This is a genomic window from Pseudanabaena sp. Chao 1811 (assembly GCF_027942295.1).
Taxonomy (GTDB): Bacteria; Cyanobacteriota; Cyanobacteriia; order Pseudanabaenales; family Pseudanabaenaceae; genus Pseudanabaena.
In genome coordinates this window covers 2714953-2741329 of record NZ_CP101416.1, presented here as the reverse complement: position 1 = coordinate 2741329, position 26377 = coordinate 2714953, and the positions used below count along the sequence as shown (strand labels likewise).

The window sequence follows — 26377 nt, the reverse complement described above, 5'->3', positions numbered from 1 at the left end:
CAAGTCTCTCTGTCTACGTTCTGATTTATCCCCCCCCCTAAATCCCCCAATTCTGCGGGACTTTGAAAATTCTTGTTCCCCCAGAATTGGGGGCTAGGGGGCAATTAATTGTTGACCTAGCTAGGTTTTATGACTTGTGTGTGCATGATAGCCTCTGCCAATGAGAGGGACTCATAACATAAATTCCTTTTTCTTTCTTTTTCCTTCTCAAATATGTTAAGCACATTAATTTGGTTCCCGATCGCTGGAGCGGTAATAGTCGCTTTACTAAGCGGCATACTTGACTCCAAAAAATTACGCAACATCTCATTAGGAATAGCGATCGCTAATTTTGGGTGGTCTTTATTTCTACTGACAAAATTTGATCTCAGTCTTGCTACCATGCAGTTAACTGAGTCTTTAGCTTGGTTAGATCAAATCGGACTTAGTTATCGATTAGGCGTAGATGGCTTAGCATTCCCCTTAGTCCTACTTAATGGATTACTACTAAGCATTGCAATCTATATCAGCACAGATATTCAGCGTCCCAATCTCTACTTTCCTCTGCTATTACTCATTGGTGGTGGTGTCAATGGTGCTTTCCTTGCTCAAAATCTACTCCTATTCTTCCTATTCTTTGAAGTTGAACTAATTCCTCTCTATCTCTTAATTGCGATTTGGGGTGGCGAAAGACGCGGTTATGCTGCAACTAAGTTCTTAATTTATACTGCTATTTCAGGAGTACTAATTTTAGCCGCATTCTTTGGGATGGCAGCCTTTGGTAGTGGCGATGTCACTGGCTTCACCTTTAACTATCAAGACTTAAATCTAGAAGGAGTATCAAAAAGCAATAGAGGGATTTTACTGATTCTCCTGTTACTCGGCTTTGGCATCAAGATTCCTATTGTGCCATTACATACATGGTTGCCCGATGCTCACGTTGAAGCTTCCACTCCCGTTTCCACTCTACTCGCAGGCGTTCTCCTGAAATTAGGGACCTACGGCTTATTACGGTTTGGTCTTGGTTTACTGCCCGAAGCATGGCAAGCGATCGCTCCTTTCTTAGCAATATGGGCAGTGGTCAGCGTCATTTACGGATGTCTCACAGCAATCACCCAAAAAGACATGAAGAAGATGGTTGCTTATAGCTCCGTTGGTCACATGGGCTATATTATTTTGGCTCTAGCCACGGCAACACCTCTCTCCCTTGTCGGCGCAACTTTTCAGATGGTCAGTCATGGCTTAATTTCTGCACTCCTCTTCATTTTGGTGGGTATTGTCTATAAGAAGACTGGAACTCGTAATCTTGACTCCCTCAATGGTTTGCTCAATCCTGAACGGGGCTTACCAATCACAGGTTCCTTAATGATTTTGGCAGCGATGGCTAGTGCAGGTACTCCGGGGATGATGGGCTTTATTGCTGAGTTTGTGATCTTTCGTAGTAGCTTTGCCGTTTTCCCTGTACAGACAATTCTCTGCATGTTAGGTACAGGCTTAACCGCAGTTTACTTTCTGATCATGCTCGATCGCGTGTTTTTTGGTCGCTTCTCCGTTCGCAAAGATGGTAGCGATAAAATTATTACTTCGATCCCCTTTGCTCAATGGCAAGAAAAATTCCCTGCGATCGCCCTTGCCCTAATCATCGTTTTCTTTGGACTGATTCCAAATTTAGCGACTAACATGATCAGCAGTTCCGCAAATGCGATCGCGCCTAATCACACCCAATTTAAGCAAATTGCTTTGTTACAATCGAACTAATCAAAATCTGCTTTTGGTAAGGCTTGTTTCTTGAGTCTTACCAAAGCCACATTTAATCGCAAGGATGGAAACGTATGATCGTCACCACTGCTAGAAAAATGACATTCGAGGAATATCTCACCTATGACGATGGTACTGACAAACTGTATGAATTTAATGATGGGGAGTTGGTTGAAGTGACTCCTGCGACTGGATTTCATAATGATTTGATGGTGTTTTTTGCATTTTTCTTGCAAACTGAAATCAAACGGTTTCAGTATCCTTACTGTGTTCGAGTCAATAGTACGGAAATATTCAATGGTAAAAGAACTCGTCGTCCTGATGTATTAGTGATGACGTTAGACCAGAGAGAAAGCTTAAAAAGTAAGCCAGATATCCTACGAGAAGCATGTCCATTGGTAATTGAAATTGTTAGCCCAACCTGTCGTTCTGTGGATACAGTCGAAAAACGCGAAGAATATGCTCAGTTTGGTATTTCTGAATATTGGATTGTTGATTTTTTGCTAGAAACCTTTATGGTTTTAAACTTGGTGAATGGAGTTTATATCGAGAAGGTTTATAGAGAAAGCGATCGCATTATCTCCAATGTTTTCCCAGAAATTTCTTTAACCATGAGCCAAGTGCTAGAAAGCGTTTAATTGTAAAGTGAGATTGAGATACAATTAGAGACCGATTGAATCTGTAGATTTTAAGTCTAAGTTTGTAATAAGGATTGTAAGCTCTGAATAACTTCACTTTTAAATTAGAGTGCCAGTGCTGCCACACTGATGCAAGAGTTGGGCAATTCCACACCCCACATGGAGTGGTGAGTACACCAAGGTTTATGCCCGTTGGCACTTTGGCAAACGTAAAAACCGTCACCCCTGCTCAGCTTAAAGACTGCAAAGCAGAGATGGTCTTAGCCAATACCTATCACCTCCATCTACAACCAGGTGAAGATATTGTCGCGGAGGCTGGCGGCTTACATAAATTCATGAATTGGGATGGTCCTATCCTTACAGACTCAGGCGGATTTCAAGTATTTAGCCTCAGCGAAATTCGTTCCATTAGCGAGGAGGGTGTACAGTTCCGATCACCCCGCGATGGCAACATGATCAATCTCACCCCAGAGAAATCGATTCAAATCCAGAATCAACTGGGAGCAGACGTGATCATGGCATTTGACGAATGCGCTCCCTACCCTGCCACCTATGAAGCGGTTAAGCTTGCTGGCGAACGCACCACCCGTTGGCTAGAGCGCTGCATTAAGGCACACGATCGTAAGGATGTTCAAGCCCTATTCGGGATTGTTCAAGGTGGAGTCTATCTCGATTTGCGTCAGAAATCGGCGCGAGAACTGATTGAGTTTGACTTACCTGGCTATGCGATCGGTGGCGTGAGTGTTGGTGAACCACCCGAACTCATCGAAAAAATTGTGAAAGCGACCACCCCACTATTGCCAACCAATAAACCCCGTTACTTGATGGGTGTTGGCACATATAAGGAAATGGCACAGGCAGTTGCCGCAGGTATAGATTTATTTGATTGCGTCATTCCCACCCGACTAGCAAGGCATAATGTCGCTCTAGTGAGAGGCGATCGCTGGAATCTCAAAAATCAAAAATTTAAACGTGATTTTGAACAACTTGATCGAGATTGCCCTTGTTATACTTGCCAAAATTTCTCACGGGCATATCTCAGCCATTTAGTGCGATCGCAGGAAATTCTAGGATATACATTGCTATCTATTCATAACATTACGGAACTTATCAGATTTACCCAAAGAATGCGTCAAGCCATAATTGAAAATCGTTTTGTCGAAGAATTTGGTCATTATTTGACAGATCAGAATCCCCTAACAACTTCAGTTAATTTCCATTAAATAACCCAAATAAGTTCGCGAACTTTATTCTTGAAATAAACCTAAAATATGATGCGGTTATTACTCTATTTATGTTTGTGGATTGGCTCAATGGGGTTAGCAATCTTTTCTAGCCAAAACATTTACGCTGTAACCGTAAAGCTGGGAGCCTTTGAATCTATCAAACTACCTCTAGGTCTAGTGCTAATTTTTTGTGCGGGATTAGGCTCGGTTGCCATGACTTTGCTCATGGGATTTACTGAAAAATCTATCCAATTCTCATTTCCAAGTATTCCTAAATTCACCAAAATATCTTCCAAAAAGACACAAACTGAATCTCAAAAAACATCGTCAAACAAGCGATCAGCTAATTCATTTAACAAGAAAAAACAAGAATCTAGGGATAGTTTTGATGATGATTGGGATGATGAATGGGACTAGAATGTATTTAGCAATACATTTGTCTGATCCTAGTTTTGTTAGTTTTCAAATAGTTACGAAATTGTTACTAAGAGCAAGCTTCTGTAAAAATAAAAACTTACTTAGTTTGCTCACTTGTAGCAAATGCTTTTTAATGGTGTGATGGTATGAAAAAAATTAGCAATCTTTCAGTCCTTTTAGGTCTGAGCGTTCTAGCTGTAGCTACGGGCGCAAATGCCGAGACCAAAAGTCAAGCTCAACTTCAATCTAAAGATTCTCAAACTACAGTACTACATTCATCTTTACCTACAACAGAAGTAAAGGTGAATGAATCCGAAACAATTCGGTCAATCAATACAGAACTGAATCGTTCCAAACAGGAACAGGTAGCCCAGAACGTTACTTCAGTATCTCAACTCAGTGATGTCAAACCTACGGATTGGGCTTTCACTGCTCTCCAGTCTCTAGTTGAGCGTTATGGCTGTATCGCTGGCTATCCTGATCGCACTTTTCGTGGCAAGCAAGCAACCAGTCGCTACGAATTTGCCGCAGGTTTGAATGCTTGTTTGGACAAGATCAACGAAATCATCTCCGCAGGTTTAGCTGACAAAGTTAGCAAGGAAGACCTCGCAACTTTACAAAAACTTCAAGAAGAATTTGCAGCGGAACTAGCTACACTCAGAGGTCGTGTTGATGCTCTAGATGCCAAAGTTGCCAAATTAGAAGCACAACAGTTTTCTACAACCACCAAACTCAGCGGTCTGGCATTTTTCAACGTTACAGGAGCTTCATCAGGCACTGTAGCTGGAGCTTCAGGTCCTAATCCTAATGTAACCATGAGTGGTTTAGTTTGGTTGACCCTCAATACCTCATTCACTGGTAAAGATTCATTAGTTACTCAGTTGGCTGTTGGTAATGGAAGTTCTCCATATAACAATTACGCAGGTGGTAGTTTCTTCAACACTACAGGCGTTCCATTTACAGATCAAACTGCTGGCGCTAATGCAAACCAGTTTATTTTGAGAGAGTTGTCCTACACTTTCCCTGTATTTGAGAAAGCTAGTATAGTTGTCGGTCCTCGTGTCAACTTCTACAAGTATTTCGATGCCAACCGCTTTATCTATCCTTGGAATACCACCTTCACCTCAATCAACAACACGTTGTTGACTGATGCTAAACGTGGCGCTGGCGCGATCTTCATGACTCCTTTAGGTAATCAATTTGATTTTAAAGTTGGTTATCTAGCTGATAGTAGAGAGTTTGTTCCAGGTCCTACGGCAGCATCCGACCCAAATCAAGGTTTATTTGGCGGAACCAACAATTTAACAGCTGAAATTGGGTTTAAACCAAGCGATGCCTTCAAGCTGCGACTCATCTACAGTCATGGAAATATTTCTAGACTCTCACCAACAACTATTGGTGGTACACCTTCTTTCCAAGGTATCGCCACTGTTGCTACTGGCATCAACAATGCTCAGTCGGATATTTTTGCAGCTAACTTTGATTGGTTGGTTACTAAAGGATTTGGCTTGTTTGGTCGATATGGATATGGAACTACTAACATTAATCTAACTGCTGGTGGTTCTACGAATGTCAACCAATATACCTTCCAGATTGGTGCAGCTTTCCCTGACTTGTTTAAAGAAGGTGCTCAAGGAATGATCTCCTTTACATTGCCTTACAAGTTTGGAGATAGCAGCAATGTCATCACTGCTGGTAGAGGAGATGATGGTACACAGTACGATCTCGAATTGTCCTACATCTATCCTTTGACCAAAAATATATCTTTGGTTCCTTCCGCTTATTTCATCTTTAATCCTAATAACTTCAGCAGCAATCCAACAATCTTTGTTGGTAACTTGCAAGCTGTGTTTAGCTTCTAACTACAAAGTGTAATTCTCCTAAACAAAAGGGGTGTGCAATGCACACCCCTTTTGTTTAGGAAGATAGAGCATTCAGGGACTCAAGTAGTTAGTAATACATTTGTTATAGGAAATGTTTGCTAAGTTCTAAGTTCAGTGTAGATTTCTTTTAACAGTTTTTAACTCGCGGTACATTCAATCTTTTTAGGGTGTGAAGGCATGAGTCCAATCTATATTCCTCGTCGCCAGTTTATTCGAGGAGCGATCGCTACAGCAGCTTTTGGAGCAACTTCTCAACTTTGGGCGGGTTGCACAGAGCAAGCCCCTACGAATACAGCCAATACAGGAGCGCCAAGTACATCAGGATCACCTGCGTCAGCATTGTTAACCATTGGGTTTATCTATGTTGGACCTAAAGATGATTTTGGCTATAGCCAAGCTCATTATGAAGGTGAAACAGCGATCGCCAAATTACCTAATGTCAAAACTGTGAGTGAAGCTAGCGTTGCCGAAACAGCCACAGTTCAAGAAACAATGTTGAGCATGATTAATCAAAATGGTGTCTCAGCACTATTCCCAACTTCCTTCGGTTACTTCGATCCACATATTTTGAAGGTTGCGGCAGACAATCCTAAGGTGCAGTTCTTCCATTGTGGTGGTATGTACACCGAAGGTAAACATCCTAAAAACATTGGTAGCTACTACGGCTATATCGACGAAGCCGAATATATTGCGGGTGTAGTTGCAGGTCTTACCACAAAATCAGGAAAATTAGGATTTGTAGCGGCAAAGCCAATTCCACAGGTAGTTCGCAACATCAACAGCTATACCCTTGGCGCACGCAGTGTTAATCCTAAAGCAACAGTGCAAGTTATTTTCACAGGTGATTGGTCAGTTCCTGTTAAAGAAGCAGAAGCGGCTAATAGCATGGTCGATCAAGGTGTAGATGTATTGACATGTCACGTAGACAGCCCCAAGGTGGTCATGGAAACTGCGGAGAAACGCAAGATTTACTGTACTGGTTATCATGCTAATCAGTCGAAGCTTGCTCCCAATGGCTATTTAACTGGCGCAGAATGGGATTGGACGAGTGTATATACCCAGTATGTGGAATGGTTTAAGGCTGGTAAATCCGTAACAGATGGAGGCATTCCTCATCTAGTACGTGGTGGTCTCAAGGAGAAGTTCTGTAAAGTGTCCCCCTTTGGTAGTGCGGTGAGTGCTGCAACTAAGAAGGAAGCTGAGAAGGTAATTGCGAAGTTCATGGATGGCAGCATGGTGATCTATGCTGGCGAAATTAAGGACAATACTGGTAAGGTCGTGATTGCCAAGGGCAAAGAATATAAACAAACCGATCTTGATCTGGAAAAGATGGATTGGTTTGTGGAAGGAGTTATCGGTAGCGTTAAGAGCTAACTCCAGCATTGCAAAGAAGAAGCGCCATGCGTTTTTTCTTTGCAATTAGGATATCAACAATTGCAAAACAGCTATAGGCATATGAATCTACGCGATCGCTGGCGTTCGACATCTGAAAACATTCTGATTCCCATAGGAGCAGTAATTGCTTCATTAATCGTGTTCGGGATTTTCTGTGCTGTGCAAGGCAAAAACCCGATCGCTATTTACGGCACTATCTATCAATCGGCATTTGGTAACAGCTTTTCTTGGCAAGGTACATTAATTCGCGCTGCCCCCCTCATGCTGACATCTTTATGTACAGCCTTACCTGCCATGCTGGGCTTGACGATCATTGGTAACGAGGGTGCGCTCATCGTTGGCGGTTTAGGAGCGATCGCGGTAGGTTTAGCCTTGTCCTCATTGCCACCCATCATGGTGCAGATTGCGATGGCAATGGCTGGGCTGATTGCAGGTGGTCTTTGGATTATGTTTGTCGGTGCAATTAAGTATTACCGAGGTGTAAACGAAACCATTAGTAGTTTATTGATGAACTACATTGCGATCGCTGTCCTCAACACCTTAGTTGAAGGTCCCATGCGCGATCCTTCTAGCTTAAACAAACCATCCAGTTTCCCTCTTGCGGCGGTAAATATGCTGCAAAGCATTCCTAACTCGCGAGTGCATTATGGATTGATTTATGGCTTGGTTGCCTGTGCGATCGCCTATTTCCTCATTCATCGCACCACCTTTGGCTTTGCGGTGCGTACCGTTGGGGGCAATATCCGCGCTGCTAAAATTGCAGGGTTGCCCGTAGGTAAACTCACTTTAATTGTGACTTTTTTGGGTGGTTCCTGTGCAGGTTTAGCAGGCATGGTGGAGATTGCGGCTATTCATGGTAGTGCTAACGCTTCCCTCAATGCTGACTATGGATATAGTGGTATTCTGGTTGCCTTTATCGCCAGACAAAATCCTCTAGTGGCAGTGCTAGTTGCTGTATTAATGGGTGGTATTTTGGCAAGTGGTAGCGCCCTACAGCGATCGTTTGGATTACCCGATGCCACAGTTCTGCTCTTCCAAGGCATTGTATTCCTTGCAATTCTCTTTAGTGAATCCCTTTACGGTCGTTTAGACTTCTTTAAAGATCGTGAGCCTGAAGTAAAGATTGATGCTTCGGCAACTGTTGTTTAGGTAATTGGTAATTGGTAATTGGCTAGGAATAACAAACAATGACAGACGATACACTTGGTTGGATGAGCGTGCCTCTGGCAATTGTTGCAGGGACGTTCCGAGGTAGCGCTCCATTTCTATTTGTGAGCTTGGGTGAATGTCTTACGGAAAAAGCTGGCAAAATCAATCTTGGGCTAGAAGGGACATTGCTCACAGGGGCGATGACTGCCTATGCAGTTTCCTATTTGACTAAATCACCTTGGTTGGGTGTGCTTGCCGCAGGTCTGGCTGGTGTCGGACTGGGATTAATTCATGCTTGGTTATCACAGCGGCCAAGGGTCAGTGATGTTGCCGTTGGTATTGCGATGATTATCTTCGGTAGTGGGATTGCATTTTTCTTTGGCAAGGCATTTATTCAACCCAAAGCGATTCCTTTACCTGTATTTGAGCTAGGTAATTGGAGTAGCTACCCACAGGTGCAGGATGCTCTCAAAATTAGTCCTTTGTTACTAATTGGCATTGCGATCGCGCCGATTATGCAGTGGTTCTTTAGTTCAACCCGTTGGGGCTTGTACGTGCGTGCCGTTGGTGACAGTCCTAGCGCGGCAAGGGCAATGGGCATTTCCGTTGTGGGTGTACGCACTGGCGCGATCGTGGCGGGTAGTTTCTTAGCAGGAATTGGTGGTGCGAGTTTATCACTGTATTACCCCGGGCTATGGTCTGAACGTATTTCTAGTGGACAGGGTTTAATGGCGGTTGCACTGGTAATTTTTGCGAGATGGCAACCGATCCATTGTCTATGGGCAGCACTGTTATTTGGTGGCGCTCAAGCGATCGGGCCTTCATTGCAGGCAGTGGGTATTAGCTCCTATCGGTACTTGTTTAATGCTGCGCCCTACATCATGACGCTAATTATTACGATCGCGACCTGTTCACCCCGTAGAACTTTAAGTGGTTCACCGGGAGCCTTAGGCACAAATGAATAAACAAAAAAGCCTTGCAATGCAGGGTTTTTTTATGCAAAGCGCTATAGGATAGTGTATCTATAGCTATAGCCAGTAATGTTAGAACAAAAACACAAACCAATAGAGAGTTGCAGTGCAAAGAGCACTGCAACTCTCTATTGGTTTATTGGCTATTGCTAGATGCTGATATATAGATGTCTTATAGACTATGGGAAATCAACGACCGATCGCGGTGGATCTATTTGCGGGTGCGGGCGGGATGACATTGGGGTTCGAGCAAGCAGGATTTGATGTCCTTGCGGCGGTAGAGATTGATCCCATCCATTGTGCTACCCATGAGTACAATTTCCCCATGTGGAAGGTAATTTGCGCCAGTGTTACTGATATATCGGGGGATGATATTCGCCGACAATCAGAAATAGGCGATCGCGAAGTTGATGTGGTCTTTGGGGGACCACCTTGTCAAGGTTTTTCTCTAATGGGCAAACGCGCCTTTGACGATCCGCGTAATGAGTTAGTGTCACACTTCATGCGGTTAGTCATCGAACTCCAAGCTAAGTATTTTGTGATGGAAAATGTGAAGGGCTTGACCGTAGGCAATCATAGTCAGTTTGTAGATGAAGTAATTGCCAACTTTGAGAACAATGGCTATAAAATCCTCAAACCTTATAAAGTTCTAAATGCTTCTCATTTTGGCGTACCACAACACCGCGAAAGATTATTTCTCGTCGGCTGTCGTCAAGATTTACCACTTCCCAATTACCCATCCCCCATCACTAAACCTGCTAAAGCTAAACGCATTTCTAAAGAACTTGCTCATTTACCAGATAGCCCCACTGTAAGTGATGCGATCGCCGATTTACCAGATATTTCCAAATACCAAGAACTCCAAGATCATGATTGGTGCATTGCCGAGTACCACAAGCCCCGAAGTATCTATAGTGAATACCTCCGAGGATTACAGACAGAACCTAGCAATCTATCCTATCCTCGCATATATAATCCACAATTACTAACTTCCAGTATCAGTACCGCGCATTGTCCCACATCAATTGCTCGTTTTCGCGCCACAGCCAATGGAGAAACCGAGAAAATTAGTCGCTTTCTAAAACTCGCTCCTCAAGGTATCTGTAATACCCTCAGGGCTGGCACACCTAGCAATCGCGGAGCATTTACTGCCCCTCGTCCAATCCACCCTGAACAACCACGCTGCATTACTGTCCGCGAGGCGGCGAGATTACATTCCTATCCCGATTGGTTTCGCTTTCACAGCACAAAATGGCATGGGTTTCGCCAGATTGGGAATTCCGTCCCACCTCTATTAGCCAGAGCAGTTGCTCAGCAATTGCGGTGGATAATTGGAGGGAATCTTGATCAGCCACACAACAAGATAGATTTAATCAATGATGAATTGTTGCGATTAAAAATGACCAAAGCCGCAGAAAAATATGGCGTTGATTCTCATGTAATCGAGGCACGAATCAAAAAGAAGGTACTTTGTGATTAATCCCACCATAGTGTCACAGCCTTGTTAATTTCTAATGATCGCTTGAGTAGCTCAAAACCATAGTCCTCATCAGTAAGATCGATATCTTTAAGCAAAACTTGGATTTCGTCCGATAGAGGCTGATTAAATTCTTCGGCAACAGCGATCGCATCAGCCATACAACCAAAATGTTGATCGATCACATCTGGACAGAACTCATAAATTTCGACGGCAAGCTCTGTTAAGTCCTCAGGCAAATCATTAAAGGTCACAGTTACCGTATCAAATTCGATATCACTCAATTCAATGCCATACTGAGCATCCCAATATTGGAACTGTTCGATCAGATCTTCAGTACTCAGATCGTAGTTATCGCCATTTGTACCAACTTCTCGGATCTGTTGATATTTATCCATATTTTTTGCTCCCATAATTCATGCTAGAGAATTGTTTTCCCGCCGAAGGCGGGAAAACAATTCTCTAGCTGGTTTTACACTATGCTCTGAGCCAGCGCGTTGTGCCATCTTTTTGATCAACGAGGGTAATCCCTAAAGCTTTTAACTCATCACGAATGCGATCGCCTTCTTTATAGTTTTTCGCCTTCTTCGCTTCAATCCGTTGCTGAATTAAAGACTCAATTTCCACCTCACTGATACCATCTTCTTGAACTTGGCGATCACTAATATTTGCCACAAACCCTAAAACATTAGTCATATAGCTAAGGGCTTGCCAATCTTGAAAGAGAACTTCCGAACTCGCAGCAGTCTTGCCTGAATGCGAAAGAGAATTACGCTCAGCACGTAATTTTTTGGCTAGTTCAAATACATGGGACATCGCTACAGAAGTATTAAAGTCATCATTCATCGCTTCTTCAAAACAAGCGATCGCATTAGCAACATCATCTCTTAATGGAACTTCACTACTTGCCCAACCTAATTGCTTACCAAAATCCGCCGCGAATAACATGCCATCGCGAATTGTTTCCCAGCCCTTAGTAGCTGCATTGATCGCTTCTTCGGTAAAGTCAATGGGTTGGCGATATTGCGCTTGGAGGATAAATAAACGGATTGCCATCGGATCGAAATAGCCAAACAAATCGCGAATAGTTGTGAAATTATTCAGCGATTTGGACATCTTCTCGCCATCGATATTCACAAACCCATTGTGCATCCAGTATTTAGCTAAAGGCTGATTAGAAGCTGCTTCCGATTGGGCAATTTCATTCTCATGGTGGGGGAATTGTAAATCTGAGCCGCCAGCATGAATATCAATGGTATCTCCTAAACGCGATCGCACCATTGCCGAGCATTCAATATGCCAGCCCGGACGACCTTTTCCCCAAGGTGATCCCCAAAATGGTTCATTCGGTTTAGCCGCTTTCCATAATGCAAAGTCAAAGGGATAGCGCTTTTGTTCTTCTTGCTCATCGACGCGACCGCTAGCACCTGCCTGCATATCTTCGAGCTTGCGACCTGATAGCTTTCCATAACTAGGAAATTTCTGTACTGCGTAATAGACATCACCACCCGCAGCATAGGCATAATCGCGATCGATCAACTTCTGAATGAGGTCAATAATTTCAGGGATTGTTTCCGTAGCGCGAGGATAATCATCGGCTTTCTCAACATTTAGCCTAGCCATGTCCTCATCGTAGGTGGCGATATATTGATTGGCGATCGCCTGCATCGTCGTCTCTCTTTCTAACGCCCGTTTCAAAATCTTGTCGTCAATATCCGTAATATTCTGGACAAATTTGACCTGATATTTGGTGGCTAAATAGCGCCGAATCATGTCCCAAACTACATAGGCTCTGGCATGACCTAAATGGCAATAGTCATAGACCGTTACACCACAAACATACATTTTCACAATCCCTGCTTCGAGGGGAATAAATTCTTCTTTGCGACGGGTGAGTGTGTTGTAAAGGCGAAGGGTCATGAATTTGGCTATGTCTTGAGTATCTAGGCGCGAGGTAATTATACAGTAAAGCCATAACGTCAGGGCAATGCATGAATTATCCTGACGTTATAGCTTTACTGGGCAAACAGATTAAAAATTTACGATCGCCTTAACTGTAATGCAGTGGGTTATGATGCTTTGAGTGCGTTTAGGTAAATAAAAGTCCGTGTTAGACATTAAGCTCGTGCGATCGCAGCCCGAACAGGTGCAAGCTCGCCTCAACAGTCGAGGCAAAGGTTACGACATTAGTAGATTGGTCGAACTAGAGCAGGAAGTTCGTGCATTAGAAACTCAGCGATCGCATTTGCAAGCCGAAAGCAACGACATCGGTAAGCAAGTTGGTATCAAAATGAAAGCTGGTGCGCCTGCCGCCGAAATTGAAGCACTCAAAGCGCGATCGCCCGAAATCAAACAACAACTCGCAGAGCTAGAACCCAAGGAAAGAGCGTTGCGTGAAGAAAGCAATGCCATCTTGATGACCTTGCCCAATTTGCCGAGTGAAACTACTCCTATCGGCGCAAATGAAACCGAAAATGTAGAAATTCGCCGTTGGGGTGATGAATATAAGACTACACGCACCGATATTCTGCCGCACTGGGAAATTGGTGAAAAGCTAGGTATTCTCAACTTTGAACGTGCCGTTAAAATTGCTCAAACCCGTTTTGTGAATCTTATTGGTGCAGGAGCCGCCCTCGAACGCTCCCTAATCCAGTTCATGCTGAATACCCATACCACCAATGGTTATGTGGAAGTTGCGCCGCCACTTTTGGTGAATACGGCAAGCATGACAGGCACAGGGCAATTACCCAAGTTTGCGGAAGATTTATTCAAATGTGCAGAAGATGAACTGTGGCTCATTCCAACTGCGGAGGTTCCAGTTACCAATCTGTATCGAGATGAGATCCTTGATGAAGAAAATTTACCAGTTCATCATTGCGCTTATACCCCCTGTTTCCGTCGCGAAGCGGGAAGTTATGGACGTGATACCAGAGGTCTGATTCGTTTGCACCAGTTCAACAAAGTGGAACTGGTTAAGTTCGTGCATCCTGAAAAATCGGTGGAAGAGCATGAAAAATTGGTACGTGATGCAGAATCAATTTTGCAAGCTTTGAAACTTCCCTATCGTGTACTGGAACTCTGCACTGGTGACATTGGGTTTAGCGCCGCCAAGTGCTATGACCTTGAAGTATGGCTACCTTCCGCAAATACCTATCGCGAGATTTCTAGCTGCTCGAACTTCCTCGATTTCCAAGCCAGACGCGCCAATATTCGCTTTAAGAGTAAGGGCAAAAAGGGAACGGAATTTCTACATACCCTCAATGGCTCAGGATTGGCAGTCGGACGCACCATGTCTGCAATTCTGGAAAACTATCAGCAACCCGACGGAAGCGTCTTAATTCCTGAAGTGCTACAACCTCTACTTAACAGACAATACCTCTAGAGAAACCATAGCGTGTTTTTCTAGAGAACTATCCAAGGCTCAACTATGGCAACCATCCATCGACTGCATCCAGACAATCCCCAAGCAAGGACGATCACTCAGATCGTGAATGCTTTACGCGATGGCGCGATTATGCTCTATCCGACGGATACAGTCTATGCGATCGGTTGCGATTTGATGTCTAAGTCAGCAATAGAACGTGTTCGCAAACTCAAGCAAATGTCAAACGATAAACCACTGACATTTCTCTGTTCTTCTCTGTCGAACATTGCGGAATATGCGATCGTTTCTAATGCCAACTATCGCACTATGAAAAGTCTAGTTCCTGGTCCCTATACCTTCATTTTGCCAGCCACAAAACTTGTGCCGAAGTTGGTATTAAATCCTAAACGTAAAACTACAGGGATTCGAGTTCCCGATCATGGCGTATCTCAAACCATTATCGAAGCATTGGGAAATCCCATTATCTCCACATCGGCAAACCTGACGGAAGATGATATCGATGAAGAGGATTTTAGCCATCAGTCCAAAAATGCTAAGCAACGTAATGTGTGCGAATTGCCAAAGATGGAACTATTCGATCGCTTTTCTAAACTAGTAGATTTCATCGTTGATGATGGCTCCGATCATAGCTACGAAGTCTCCACCATCCTCGATTTAACCGATGATCTCAATCCAAGCGTGTTACGTCAAGGATTAGGGGTGGCCCCTTTTTAGGTAATACAGATTTGACTTTGCCGTAGGCAAAATCAAATCTGCGATCGCAAATCTTTAAGCATTTTGTCTATCTCAGGGGTAGTGAAATTTTTGTTATGCTTAGAAAAGGGATGTATTAAGGCTTGTCAGGTAGTTTTCATGTGTTGCAATCAAACAGTTTTTATAAAGATAAATTTTCGATATGACTCATTTCCCGATTGTTGAATATGACCAAGTGACCGATGCTAAAGTCAAAGAGGTCTATGATCAAATTTTGTCAGAACTAGGATTTGGCATTATTCCTAATATTTTTAAGTCGATGGCAATTAATCCCGATATCCTCGAAGCGAACTGGAAAAAATTTCGCTCAACGATTCTCCAAGGTGATGTGCCACGTACCCTTAAGGAAATGGTAGGGGTTGCCATTTCTCAAGCAAACAATAGTGTTTATGGTCTTAAAGTCCATTTACACGGATTGTCAGCCTTAGGCATGAGCGAAGAAGTTCTGTCTACTTTGGTTTCTAACTTTGATGCTTGCCCATTACCAGAGCGAGAAAAAGCTGTAATTCAGTTTGGTTTATTAGCAGGGACAAATCCCCTTGCACTCAATGAGTCCCATTACCAAAAGCTACGATCCTTTGGGTTAGATGATTCAGAGATTTTTGAGATTGTTGCTGCCGCAGATTTATTCTCTAGCGTGAATCGCTATACCGATGCGATCGCTCTTGAAATTGATGCTCTATAAAATGAGGAGCTAGACGTTTTCAAATGAGAGCGTGTTTGAGAAGTCTCCTATCTAGCATAAATTTCTGCTTTCCCCCCCCCTTAATCCCCCCTTTGAAAGGGGGGAAACTTGAATTCTCCCCCTTGAAAGGGGGAGTTAGAGGGGGTAAAAAACTTCTCAAACACGCTCTGAGCACCTGCTTATGTGAAAACGGCTAGAGATGTCAAAAGATGACAAATAAATTGCAATACCTCTATTGGGGAGAATGTCTTTCGTAATGAATTCTTCACCAAACTTCTCTAATGGGAAAGAACTTGAACACTTAGATCGAGAAGAACTTCTAGTAACCGCCCGCAGTCTTCTAGCAGAAGCTCAAGCCCTTTCCGTAAGAATTGCGGCTGTAAATGAAGTGGCGACCGCAATTAATCGTTCCCTTAACCTTGATGAAATATTGCGCGTTGTTGGTAAGCAAGCTAAATGGTTACTGGACTTTGAGCATCTGAGTGTTTATCTCCTCAAAGATAATTCGGGTAGATTTATTAAGCTAATTGGTGCTCCTGTAGAATTTCAGGAATCGCGCATTACTAACAATAATAGTTTTCATAAAGCTCTGAAAACTGGTCAAGCCCAGCTAATTAAGCAGGCTAATCCTGCGGATTTTTTTAATCAATATACTTCACAAATTATTTTGCCCCTTGAGAGTTCCAAAAAAATTCTAGGAGTTATTCTTTTTGGCTCTACACGACCGCAGGCTTATAATCAAGAAGATCTCCGCATTGGCTATTTACTAGCCCTACAGCTATCATCGGCAATTCGTAATGCTAACTCCTTTGAAGATTTAAACTTACTCTATTCAGAAATTGAGAAGGAGAAACTCAAATCCGACAATCTTTTGCTGAATATTTTGCCTGCCCAAATCGCCGATGAACTAAAGTCTACAGGTAGGGTAAATCCCGTTTATCATCCTTCCGCAACCATTCTCTTTACCGATTTTGAGAATTTTTCTAAAATAGCAAAATTAATGACTCCTGAGAGTTTAGTTGAGGAGTTAGATTACTGTTTCTCTTACTTCGATCGCATTATCGAGCAATATGGATTAGAAAAGCTGAAGACAATTGGCGATAGCTATATGTGCTGTGGTGGTATTCCGCAACCAAATCGTACCCATCCTCTCGATGTGGTGATTGCAGCTTTGCAAATTCAGAAGTTTATGGAATTACGCAAACAACATAAAATAAAGCAAAATCTACCCTATTGGGATACGCGCATTGGGATTCATTCAGGTGAATTACTAAGTGGAGTGATTGGTAAAAAGAAGTTTGTCTATGATGTTTGGGGCGATACAGTTAATTTAGCCTCTAGAATTGAATCGTCGGGAGTGGCTGGTCAAATTAATATTTCCCAAGCAACCTATGAGCTAGTTAAAGATTCCTTTGATGTGGAACATCGAGGCAAGATTTTAGCGAAAAATATGGGGGAGATTGATATGTATCTAATTAAAGGGATAAAGGCATAAAATAGGCAAGCGTTCATTTGAAAAATGCAAAAGTTATTGCTCTGGAGATATAAGATATGCGTACTTTACGAAAACTGCCAATATTGTCGCTAGCTCTTGTATTAGTTGGTTATATTGCTTATGGGTGGTTGCTATCGATTCATAAAGCTGATTGGCGGATTTGGATTCCTGCGGGGGCGATCGCCTTTGGTGCAGAGTGGCTATTTTCAGTGGGCTGGGCGATCGCGGCAGTAATTTTTGTATTTATCAAAAAAGAGCAATTTGCATTATCCCTTGGCATTAGCGTGGTCTGGGCAATGCTGATGTATGTGGCGAGAACTGAACTCCGCGCATTTATGAATAATCGTGGTTGGAATTTCTTTGTACTTGCCCTGATTGCTGGTGCAGGTTTAGGGTTGGGATGGTTTACGGATACTTTACCGACAATTCGGACTTTTGGGGAATCCTTGATTAAATAACTTGATTAAATAAAATGTACAAATATGCAACAAAGTTGATATTTTGATGTAGATTTTCCTCATGATGTGGAGAGATCAACAATGGCGATCGCATTATCAAATCCCCAAAAGCTTTCTCTTACAGAATTTTTGGCAATGCCAGAGACTAAACCCGCAAATGAATTTATTGACGGTCAAATCTATCAAAAAATAATGCCACAGGGTAAACACAGCAGATTACAGACCAAGTTTGCATCACTAATTAATGAACGTGGTGAGCCTAATTGCTTGGTCTCAGCATTTTGTGAATTACGCTGTACCCTTGGTGGGCGCTCAATTGTGCCAGATATATCAGTGTTTGAGTGGCAAAATATTCCTCTTGATGAGTATGATGAACCATTAGATAGAATCGAAATTGCGCCTGATTGGGTTATTGAGATTCTTTCACCTGATCAGTCAACAGTTTTAATAATTGACAAAATTAGATTTGCTTTAAAGCACGGTTCAAAATTAGGTTGGCTTATTGCACCGAATGAGAGAAAAATTTTGACATTTAGTACTAACGAGTTTGATAGTTATCAAGGTAATGATATTTTGCCAATGTTGGGGATACTGAAGGATTGGCAGTTATCTGTTAATGATGTGTTTAACTTACTGATTTTTACAAAGAGTTAGAATTAAAAAGGGACGCAAAGCGTCCCTTTTTTTATGCAGAAACTTGATTGGATCGATTGTGCCAGTAGAAGGCGATCGCTAAATTAATCCATTTAAAAACGTAGTAGAGACTTGTAAAGATTATAAAAAATACGATCGTGCCAAAGAAGAAATTGGGATTTTCGAGATTGCTAATGGCTGTTTCCAAAACTCTCCTTGGTTGCGTCAGTACATACCAACTATTTAAGCGATTGAATCTTCCCCAATACACACCAACGGCACAGATAAAGTTCATACTGATTTCCATAAAAGTAATATTTCTAATCAGCTTCAGCCAGCCTAGGTACTGCACAAGTTTGATCAAAGAGAGCACATAACATTGGAAGCCCAATAGGATGAAGATAGTATATTGAGGGATGATCAGAAAAATCACACCATTATCGGAAATCTCAGGTGTACGTGCATCATCCACAAAATGAATAATATCGGTAATTATGTAAGGGGCATTGGGCAGAAATAGGATAAAAGTTATTAGCCCTAACCACCACATAGCATTTTTAGGTAAGCGCTTTGGCGATCGCTTCGTAAATAAGATAAAGCTAAGTACACAAGGAATTATGGCAAGAAATAAGTTCCACCCCATCCACCGAAAATTTCCTAAAAACTGTGCAAATGCTTCTGTCATTATTTTTACTCCGTAGTATGTTGAATATAGGGTTGTGTTTATTTCCAAGCCTTTGGCGCGGAAATAAACCTTTGCTTTTAGCGCTAATTATTACTTATTCATTTTTCTAAGATTGACTGCCATGATAAATAGTTTCCCCATTTCACAGGGTTGGTTGATCGCGATCGCCCTAAATACTTTTCTGGGAGCGATCGCCCTACTCTTACCTCGCAAAGTTTTAACCACAACAGGAATTTACCATGCATGGATTTTAGGGATTGTGATCTGGGGCTGTTTAGGATGGCAAGGCTATGTCGTTATTTTAAGCTATCTGATCGTGGGTTCTGGGGTAACTCGCATTGGCAAGGACATCAAAGAAGCTAAAGGCATTGCCGAAAAACGCGACGGGGCAAGAGGTCCCGAAAATTTATGGGGTTCGGCAGCAACAGGTGCAGTTTGTGCAATTGGCTATGCAATCGCGCCAAGTCCTCTGTGGCTAATCGCCTATGTTGCTAGCCTCAGTACCAAGCTTGCCGACACAACCGCCAGCGAGATTGGCAAGGCTTATGGCAAAAGTACATTTTTGATTACCACGCTTAAGCCTGTCCCCGCAGGGACTGAAGGTGCTGTCAGCCTCGAAGGGACGATCGCAGGGATCATTGGTTCACTCTTAATCGCGGCAATTGGCTGGGCGGTGAGTCTATTAGCGAGTCCTTGGGATTTGCTTTGGTGTGCGATCGCTGCCTTCATTGCCACAAATATCGAAAGTCTTATTGGTGCAACCTTACAAGAAAAGTATGACTGGCTCACCAATGAACTCGTTAATGGTATCAATACGACCATCGGTGCAGCGATCGCGGTTCTGACTGCCGCAATTGTGAGATGATAAGCGGCGAATTTTGATGTTTGGAAGAATTGCAATGGGACTAAGTGAAGATCTGTTAACCCCTGATAACAAAGCCTTAATTGTCCAAGAATGCTGCGAGATGATCGATGCACAACTAGCTAGCAAAACAGGCATGAGTGGGATCGCGCTCAAAACCGCCTTTGCTGCGCTCAAGGGGCTTAAGCCCAATTATATCTATAGTGTAGTTGATTCACTCTCGCAACCATGCTTTACCGAAATTGATCCCATTTGGGCAGAGGGGCTCCAACAAGGTGAACCTGTAGAATATCTGAAAGCAAATAAGTCTCGCACCGCAGATGCATTGTTAGCTGTTACTGATACAAAGGCAAAAAATACTAAGATTCAACTGGTGAGAGGAGTCTATGAGAAATTTCGTGATTCTGCCAAGAAACATGTTGAAGACGCGGTTCCAGATTTGGCGGAGATAATTGGTAAATATGCTAAGTAGCTTTCGATCAAAAGAACTATAAGAAAATTTTTAAAAGTATTGCTTCGCAACGCTTTTAAAAATTTTCTTGGTTTGGGTTTGAGCATAAAGCGCTATAAGTTAACTGTTCCTTAACTTTGCGGCGGCCATCTCAAATCATGATAAGTAAATGAACTTTGTGTTTATGCATTTTCAGATAAAGCAATAATAAAACGGAGCTATATTTTGACAACGATTGATTTATTTAAAAACGAAAAAAACTTCATTACAATTCCAGAGGGTGAAGTGATTTTCCAAAAAGGTGGGATCGCCGATCACATCTATGTAGTGCTTGAAGGTGAAGTAGAAATTTCTATAGATGGTAAATTGCTAGATATCACTGGTGCTGGTGGCATTGTTGGAGAAATGGCTCTCATCAGCGCCTCCCCAAGAAGTGCTACAGCGATCGCCAAAACAGAATGTAAGTTGGTTCCGATTGATGAGAAACGCTTTACTTTTTTAGTGCAACAAACTCCATATTTTTCGCTTAGCGTGATGAAGATAATGGTTGAAAGAATTAGAAAGCTTGATGCTCTAGTTTTGGGAATTGAATAACTTTATGATAATTTCATGGCAATAAGTGTGATTTAAAGGTTACAGATCAATGGAGTAAATGCAAAATTTGTCAATTTTTTTAATCAAAACCTAACATTTGAGAAATGGGGCATCGCAAAACTGTAAGATTATTGCGAATAGTTTCACTTAATCATTACAAGGAATAGTTCACAGTGACTAAAGGAACAGAAATCATTGCGATCGCTGCACGAGAAATCCTCGATTCGCGTGGTAAACCAACCGTTGAAGCGGAAGTCAAACTTGCCAACGGCGCAATCGGTCTCGCACAGGTTCCCAGTGGTGCATCTACAGGTAGTTTTGAAGCCCACGAACTACGGGACGGAGATAAAAAACGCTATGGTGGCAAAGGAGTTTTAATCGCAGTTCGCAATATTCACGAAAAACTTCTACCCGAACTAAAGGGGGTCGATGCGCTAAATCAAGAATTAGTCGATCGCATCATGATCAAACGTGATGGCACACCAAACAAATCTGACATTGGAGCAAATGCAATCTTGGCGGTTTCCCTTGCTACAGCAAAGGCAGCCTCTAAAGCGATCGGACAACCCTTGTATCGCTATCTAGGCAATCCTCTCTCGAATGTATTGCCTGTGCCTCTAATGAACGTTCTTAATGGCGGCGCTCACGCTGATAATAACGTTGATATTCAAGAGTTTATGATTGTGCCTGTAGGCGCACCCACCTTTAAGGAAGCTTTGCGCTACGGTGCAGAAGTATTCGCAGCTCTTAGCTCCGTACTCCATGAAAAGGGCTTATCAACTGCCGTGGGTGATGAAGGTGGATTTGCCCCTAACCTTGAGTCCAATCAAGCAGCTCTAGAATTGCTAATCGATGCAATCACCAAAGCAGGTTATAAACCTGGGGAACAAGTGGCTCTAGCGCTAGATGTAGCATCTAATGAGCTATTTAAAGATGGTAACTATGCGATCGATGGCAAGACCCTCAGTCCCCAAGAGTTCGTTAACTATTACGAAGGTTTGATCTCCAAATATCCCATCGTCTCCATCGAAGATGGATTGGAAGAAGATCAATGGGCTAGTTGGAAAGCTATGACCGATCAACTCACCAACACTCAGTTAGTTGGTGATGACCTGTTTGTAACCAATAAGACTCGTCTAGAGCGTGGTATTCGTGAAGGTTGTGCTAGCGCCATCTTGATTAAGCTTAATCAAATCGGTAGCTTGACCGAGACTCTAGAAGCGATCGCAACCGCAGACCGTAATGGTTATCGCTCAGTGATCAGTCACCGTTCTGGCGAAACTGAAGACACCACGATCGCTGATCTTGCCGTTGCCACACGCGCAGGTCAAATCAAAACTGGTTCTCTCTGCCGTAGTGAGCGCGTTGCTAAGTACAACCGTTTACTCAGAATTGAAGCAGAACTTGGCAGCCAAGCAGTATACGCTGGTGCTGTTGGTTTAGGTCCTTCTCGCTAAGTTACAGAGTTTGTGTTCACTAAAGACAGGAACACAAATACTTACTTCAATAGACTAAAAAATGCTATAGAAACAAATAGAAAGGGAAGTGGTACATCTACTTCCCTTTTTACCATTTTTCGCCATTTGCACGGCGCTTCGCGCCGTGCAAATGGCGTTATCGAACTCACGTTTTTTATATTTAGACCCTATGTTGATATCTATCCCGCTAAACAACCATGCAACTTGCTTCTGAACAACGCACAAAGCTTGATAACTCCGACGATGGACTATTTTATGAATATCCACGCTTTGTCACCCATGTAGATAATCGCTTTATTGAGCAGCTTACGGAGCTATATCGCCAGCGCTTGCAGCCCAATACACACATTCTTGACCTAATGAGTAGTTGGGTATCACACTTGCCACCAGAAATGGAATTTGCACATATTGAAGGGCATGGACTCAATGCTGAGGAACTAGCCAAAAATCCACGTTTAAATCATTATTTTGTCCAAAACCTAAACAAACAGCAATTATTACCCTTTGCCGATCAATCCTTTGATGCGGTGCTAAACACTGTCTCAGTCCAGTACTTGCAATATCCCGAAGCCATTTTTGCCGAGATTCATCGCATTCTCAAAGTTGGGGGAATTGCAATTATTAGTTTCTCCAATCGAATGTTTTATCAAAAGGCAATTCAGGCATGGCGTGATGGTTCCGAAAGCGATCGCACAAAACTAGTCTATAAATATTTCGCCTCTGTTCCCAAAGGATTTACAAAACCAGAATTAGTGGCAAATGTACCACCAAGTTCACCATTTTTAGCAATGCTTGGTATGGCTAGCAGCGATCCGTTTTATGCTGTAGTAGCAACTCGTTGTGATTAGCATATGCCCATGCTTTGTATGTGGCATATATCTAAGTAGAAGGATAGGTACTTACGTCACGCAAAACGTGAGGTAAGAAGTAAAAGGATGAAATGGAATGACTGACGTTTTAGTGATTGGTGGTGGCATTATTGGCTTGGCGACAGCAATCGCCCTTTCCCAAAAGGGGGCAAATGTTACTGTCATTGAGCGCGAGATTTGCGGAAAGGGTGCAACATGGGCGGCAGCAGGAATGTTAGCACCTGAAGCAGAACGCCTTGAAGGGACGCTACTAGACTTTGGCATTCGCAGCCGTGATATGTATCCCAAATGGATTGCCAATCTGATGCGCTTATCAGGTCTAGATTGCGGCTATTGGTGCTGCGGCATGATTGCCCCCAGTCTCGAAGAAAGCGATCACCAAATAATTTCGCAGCATCCCAAATATATCAATCGTGAAGAATCCCGTAAACGACAATCAGGTTTAGGAGAATCTGTCTTAGGTTCTCTTTGGTTGCCAGAAGATGGACAGGTCAATAATCGCAAACTCGCCAAAGCCCTATTAACCACAGCACAATCGTTATCGATCAAAATCCTAGAAGGGGTAACGGTATATCAAATTGCGCGCGATGCTCAGCGAGTTATACATCTCGATACTAGTGTTGGGAACTTGCAGGGCGATCGCTATATTTTGGCGACAGGTGCATGGACGAGATCGCTATTGCCTTTACCCGTTAAACCGATTAAGGGACAAATGTTGTCTGTTTTTGATCGTGATCGGCAGTTGCAGCGCGTAATTTATGCACCAAGCTGCTATATCGTGCCACGTCAGGACGGACAGATTGTCATTGGTGCAACGGTTGAAGACAATGGCTTTTCACAGGGAAATACCGCCGCAGGGTTAGCCCAATTATTGAATAGAGCGATCGCTGTTTATCCTGCGATCTCAAATATGCCTATTACCGAGACATGGTGGGGATTCCGTCCCCATGCGCCTAATGAAATTCCGATTTTAGGCGCAAGTGATTATGAAAACTTGATTTTAGCAACAGGTCATTATCGTAATGGCATTCTCTTTGCACCAATCACGGCTAAATTAATCGCTGATTTTGTTATTGAAGGCATTAAAGACCCTATTCTCCAATAAAGGTGAGTTCGATAACGCTATTTGCGCAGCGCTTCGCGCAGCGCAAATGGCAAAAAATGGTAAAAATCGCTTAGCAATTTTTACCATTTTTTGCCTTCGTCGAACTAACGTTAAAGAACTAGATTTTTAGTGGTGCAGCTTCTCCACACCACCAAAAATTGGTTCCTTATTTTCTGAGTTACTTAAATCATTAATTCAATACTCAGTTCCATCTTCTTGCAAAACTTCTTCCTCTTTGGTTTCAGCTTTCGTCCCTGTGATGTAAAAACTAGTGATAATGGCGATCGCTAGCCACCAGAGTAACTGCACTTGGGGGCGATACCAGACTGTATCGACTAAACCATGAACGAGCATTCCCACTAAAGTCGCGATCGCCGCAATAATCCATAAACCACTCGAATCGCGATCGCTTCTCAAGCGATTTAATCCCAGTAAACCTTGACGGAAGACTGTAAAAACTAGCCAACCATAGCAAATCACACCAACAATCCCCGTTTCCACGGTGATTTCCAATGGCACAGAATAAGTACCCAAGGCGCTATATCCTGATCGCTGATAAAGCGGATAGATTTGATTAAAAGCTTTATTTCCCGGACCAATGCCTAAGATTGGCTTAGCCTTAATCATATTGAAAACCGCTTGCCAAACATTGACCCGAAAAGCATTACTACTATCATCGGTTCCGAAAATGCTAAACACCCGTTTGCGTAAAGTGGGAACGAGAATAGTTCCCAAGGCAATCGCCCCAGCCATACCCCCAAAAACCGTAGGAAAAGTCCACTTCGGTAACCGCTTGCCCCACCAATATACTAATAACAAAACTAGCGTTAAGCTTGCCGCCGCTAAGCCCATAAGTCCACCCCGACTCTGGGTTTGCGTAATGCAAAATGCCCCAAAAATTGCCGTAATAATTCCTAACGCCTTCAAGCCCCAACCACGCCAATGAATCGCAGCGATCGCGCCCAACGGTAACGCTGGCATTAAATAACCCGCAAATAAATTAGGATTACCCAGAAAACTATAAACACGGGTCACGCCTGCCGTTTCGGAAGTGGGATCTGTCCATGTGGCGAGTTCGGGTGCGCCGAGATACCATTGCTGCACACCATAGGCACTGGCAATTAATGCTGAGCCTAAATATGCGGCAATGAAAATCGATCGCCATCCCAAGCGCATTAACCGACTCATCGACACAAAGGCAAGCATATATAGCGTGAGCTTCACCATGCCATCGGCAGCCGCTACCCTTACGGGTGATAGTAAGGTGGCAATTAAAGCGATCGCCCAATAGGCAATCAAAGGTGTATGTATAGCCGTCCAAATCGGTACTGTTTGATCCTCCTCACGGCGATCGCTAAGCCATAGTAATAACCATGCGATCGCTACGGCTGCTCCGATTACCCCTGTCTGAGCATTTTCTAAAAAGGGCAAAGTCGCGAGCATCACCACTAGCAATCCGCCCAAAAATTTAGCACTTAACAAGCGACTACCTTCGCGCCATGCTTGCAATGGGCTAATTATTTGAAAAAATTTAGCTTGGCTGCTGAGCCACCATGATTGCAGGGTTTGCAAAAACTTGGGCATCGGTAGTTTGAGCTTGGAATTCATAGAGCAATCAGCATATTTGAACTTACGGTAAAGTTATTTTGACATCTTGATGGCAAAGGAAAAAGGAAATGGAAAAACTAAATTCTGCTGAAGCCTACAATGATCGCGGCATGGAACGCGCGGAAAATGGTGACTATACTGGGGCGATCGCTGACTATACCGAAGCGATCGAGATCGATCCCAATTATGCGGAGGCTTACTACAACCGTGCCTACGATCGCTCAGAGATTAAGGACTATTCAGGGGCGATCGAGGATTACAGCAAAGTCATCGAGTTAGCTCCTGATGCTGCCCCAGCCTATTTTAATCGCGGCATGGCAAAGGCTAAGCTCGGCGATGCTGAAGGCGCAAATGCTGACTGTGAATATGCGAAAAATTTGGGTTTGTAAAAAGTTGAGGGGTCATAGCTAAATTTTGACTTTG

The 26377-nt window shown here is 43.0% G+C and carries 26 protein-coding genes; 22 read left to right on the top strand and 4 right to left on the bottom strand.

What is annotated here, in order from left to right:
• The first annotated feature begins 213 nt into the window (after window positions 1-213).
• The 9 genes from NMG48_RS12635 (at window position 214) to NMG48_RS12595 (ending at window position 10896) form a co-directional block, all read left to right on the top strand.
• Window positions 214-1737 (top strand): NADH-quinone oxidoreductase subunit M, encoded by a 1524-nt coding sequence (locus tag NMG48_RS12635; RefSeq protein ID WP_271251887.1) that lies wholly within the window; start codon window positions 214-216, stop codon window positions 1735-1737.
• 74 nt (window positions 1738-1811) lie between these two features.
• Entirely contained in the window at window positions 1812-2375 is a 564-nt protein-coding gene (locus tag NMG48_RS12630; RefSeq protein ID WP_271251886.1) for a Uma2 family endonuclease, read from the top strand.
• Between the two features lie 83 nt (window positions 2376-2458).
• On the top strand, window positions 2459-3598 hold the full coding sequence (gene tgt, locus NMG48_RS12625) for a tRNA guanosine(34) transglycosylase Tgt (RefSeq protein ID WP_271255272.1): 1140 nt from the start codon (window positions 2459-2461) through the stop codon (window positions 3596-3598).
• 48 nt (window positions 3599-3646) lie between these two features.
• Entirely contained in the window at window positions 3647-4018 is a 372-nt protein-coding gene (locus NMG48_RS12620) for a hypothetical protein (protein ID WP_271251885.1), read from the top strand.
• Between the two features lie 146 nt (window positions 4019-4164).
• Entirely contained in the window at window positions 4165-5880 is a 1716-nt protein-coding gene (locus NMG48_RS12615) for an iron uptake porin (RefSeq protein WP_271251884.1), read from the top strand.
• A gap of 198 nt (window positions 5881-6078) precedes the next feature.
• Window positions 6079-7275: a BMP family ABC transporter substrate-binding protein gene (locus tag NMG48_RS12610; protein ID WP_271251883.1), complete on the top strand. Its 1197-nt coding sequence runs from the start codon at window positions 6079-6081 to the stop codon at window positions 7273-7275.
• A gap of 81 nt (window positions 7276-7356) precedes the next feature.
• Entirely contained in the window at window positions 7357-8445 is a 1089-nt protein-coding gene (locus NMG48_RS12605; RefSeq protein WP_271251882.1) for an ABC transporter permease, read from the top strand.
• Window positions 8446-8483: 38 nt separating this feature from the next.
• Window positions 8484-9410 (top strand): ABC transporter permease, encoded by a 927-nt coding sequence (locus NMG48_RS12600; RefSeq protein WP_271251881.1) that lies wholly within the window; start codon window positions 8484-8486, stop codon window positions 9408-9410.
• Between the two features lie 187 nt (window positions 9411-9597).
• Complete coding sequence (locus NMG48_RS12595; RefSeq protein ID WP_271251880.1) at window positions 9598-10896, top strand: DNA cytosine methyltransferase; 1299 nt, start codon at window positions 9598-9600, stop codon at window positions 10894-10896.
• On the opposite strand, the gene NMG48_RS12590 is transcribed toward NMG48_RS12595, so the two are convergent.
• Together NMG48_RS12590 and cysS are read right to left on the bottom strand one after the other, a co-directional pair.
• On the bottom strand, window positions 10893-11291 hold the full coding sequence (locus NMG48_RS12590; RefSeq protein ID WP_271251879.1) for a DUF4253 domain-containing protein: 399 nt from the start codon (window positions 11289-11291) through the stop codon (window positions 10893-10895). The genes NMG48_RS12595 and NMG48_RS12590 overlap by 4 nt on opposite strands.
• Window positions 11292-11370: 79 nt before the next feature.
• The gene (cysS, locus tag NMG48_RS12585) at window positions 11371-12813 is read right to left on the bottom strand and encodes a cysteine--tRNA ligase (RefSeq protein WP_271251878.1); all 1443 of its coding nucleotides are present in this window, start codon (window positions 12811-12813) and stop codon (window positions 11371-11373) included.
• 187 nt (window positions 12814-13000) lie between these two features.
• Here cysS and serS point away from each other — a divergent pair, with 187 nt between their 5' ends.
• The 6 genes from serS to NMG48_RS12555 all read left to right on the top strand — a co-directional run bounded on the left by serS (window position 13001) and on the right by NMG48_RS12555 (window position 18323).
• Window positions 13001-14275, top strand: coding sequence for a serine--tRNA ligase (gene serS, locus NMG48_RS12580; RefSeq protein ID WP_271251877.1), 1275 nt, complete (start codon window positions 13001-13003; stop codon window positions 14273-14275).
• A gap of 45 nt (window positions 14276-14320) precedes the next feature.
• On the top strand, window positions 14321-14992 hold the full coding sequence (locus NMG48_RS12575; protein ID WP_271251876.1) for an L-threonylcarbamoyladenylate synthase: 672 nt from the start codon (window positions 14321-14323) through the stop codon (window positions 14990-14992).
• 181 nt (window positions 14993-15173) lie between these two features.
• Entirely contained in the window at window positions 15174-15716 is a 543-nt protein-coding gene (locus NMG48_RS12570; RefSeq protein ID WP_271251875.1) for a carboxymuconolactone decarboxylase family protein, read from the top strand.
• Window positions 15717-15972: 256 nt separating this feature from the next.
• Window positions 15973-17211, top strand: a complete 1239-nt coding sequence (locus tag NMG48_RS12565) for an adenylate/guanylate cyclase domain-containing protein (RefSeq protein ID WP_271251874.1) — start codon at window positions 15973-15975, stop codon at window positions 17209-17211.
• Between the two features lie 56 nt (window positions 17212-17267).
• Window positions 17268-17669 (top strand): hypothetical protein, encoded by a 402-nt coding sequence (locus tag NMG48_RS12560; RefSeq protein ID WP_271251873.1) that lies wholly within the window; start codon window positions 17268-17270, stop codon window positions 17667-17669.
• 81 nt (window positions 17670-17750) lie between these two features.
• The gene (locus NMG48_RS12555) at window positions 17751-18323 is read left to right on the top strand and encodes a Uma2 family endonuclease (RefSeq protein WP_271251872.1); all 573 of its coding nucleotides are present in this window, start codon (window positions 17751-17753) and stop codon (window positions 18321-18323) included.
• 31 nt (window positions 18324-18354) lie between these two features.
• Here NMG48_RS12555 and NMG48_RS12550 read toward each other — a convergent pair whose 3' ends face one another.
• Window positions 18355-18987, bottom strand: coding sequence for a DUF1361 domain-containing protein (locus NMG48_RS12550; RefSeq protein WP_271251871.1), 633 nt, complete (start codon window positions 18985-18987; stop codon window positions 18355-18357).
• Between the two features lie 121 nt (window positions 18988-19108).
• On the opposite strand from NMG48_RS12550, the gene NMG48_RS12545 reads away from it, so the two are divergent.
• From NMG48_RS12545 to thiO, 6 genes are all read left to right on the top strand, one after another.
• Window positions 19109-19852 (top strand): TIGR00297 family protein, encoded by a 744-nt coding sequence (locus NMG48_RS12545; protein WP_271251870.1) that lies wholly within the window; start codon window positions 19109-19111, stop codon window positions 19850-19852.
• Between the two features lie 34 nt (window positions 19853-19886).
• Window positions 19887-20321, top strand: a complete 435-nt coding sequence (locus NMG48_RS12540) for a DUF6918 family protein (protein WP_271251869.1) — start codon at window positions 19887-19889, stop codon at window positions 20319-20321.
• Between the two features lie 204 nt (window positions 20322-20525).
• Window positions 20526-20894, top strand: a complete 369-nt coding sequence (locus tag NMG48_RS12535; RefSeq protein WP_271251868.1) for a cyclic nucleotide-binding domain-containing protein — start codon at window positions 20526-20528, stop codon at window positions 20892-20894.
• A gap of 173 nt (window positions 20895-21067) precedes the next feature.
• The gene (eno, locus tag NMG48_RS12530) at window positions 21068-22351 is read left to right on the top strand and encodes a phosphopyruvate hydratase (RefSeq protein ID WP_169361913.1); all 1284 of its coding nucleotides are present in this window, start codon (window positions 21068-21070) and stop codon (window positions 22349-22351) included.
• 218 nt (window positions 22352-22569) lie between these two features.
• The gene (locus tag NMG48_RS12525) at window positions 22570-23220 is read left to right on the top strand and encodes a class I SAM-dependent methyltransferase (RefSeq protein ID WP_271251867.1); all 651 of its coding nucleotides are present in this window, start codon (window positions 22570-22572) and stop codon (window positions 23218-23220) included.
• Window positions 23221-23317: 97 nt separating this feature from the next.
• Entirely contained in the window at window positions 23318-24346 is a 1029-nt protein-coding gene (gene thiO / locus NMG48_RS12520) for a glycine oxidase ThiO (RefSeq protein ID WP_271251866.1), read from the top strand.
• 195 nt (window positions 24347-24541) lie between these two features.
• Here thiO and NMG48_RS12515 read toward each other — a convergent pair whose 3' ends face one another.
• The gene (locus NMG48_RS12515) at window positions 24542-25954 is read right to left on the bottom strand and encodes an IctB family putative bicarbonate transporter (protein WP_271251865.1); all 1413 of its coding nucleotides are present in this window, start codon (window positions 25952-25954) and stop codon (window positions 24542-24544) included.
• 68 nt (window positions 25955-26022) lie between these two features.
• Here NMG48_RS12515 and NMG48_RS12510 point away from each other — a divergent pair, with 68 nt between their 5' ends.
• Entirely contained in the window at window positions 26023-26343 is a 321-nt protein-coding gene (locus NMG48_RS12510) for a tetratricopeptide repeat protein (RefSeq protein WP_271251864.1), read from the top strand.
• Window positions 26344-26377: the final 34 nt, after the last annotated feature.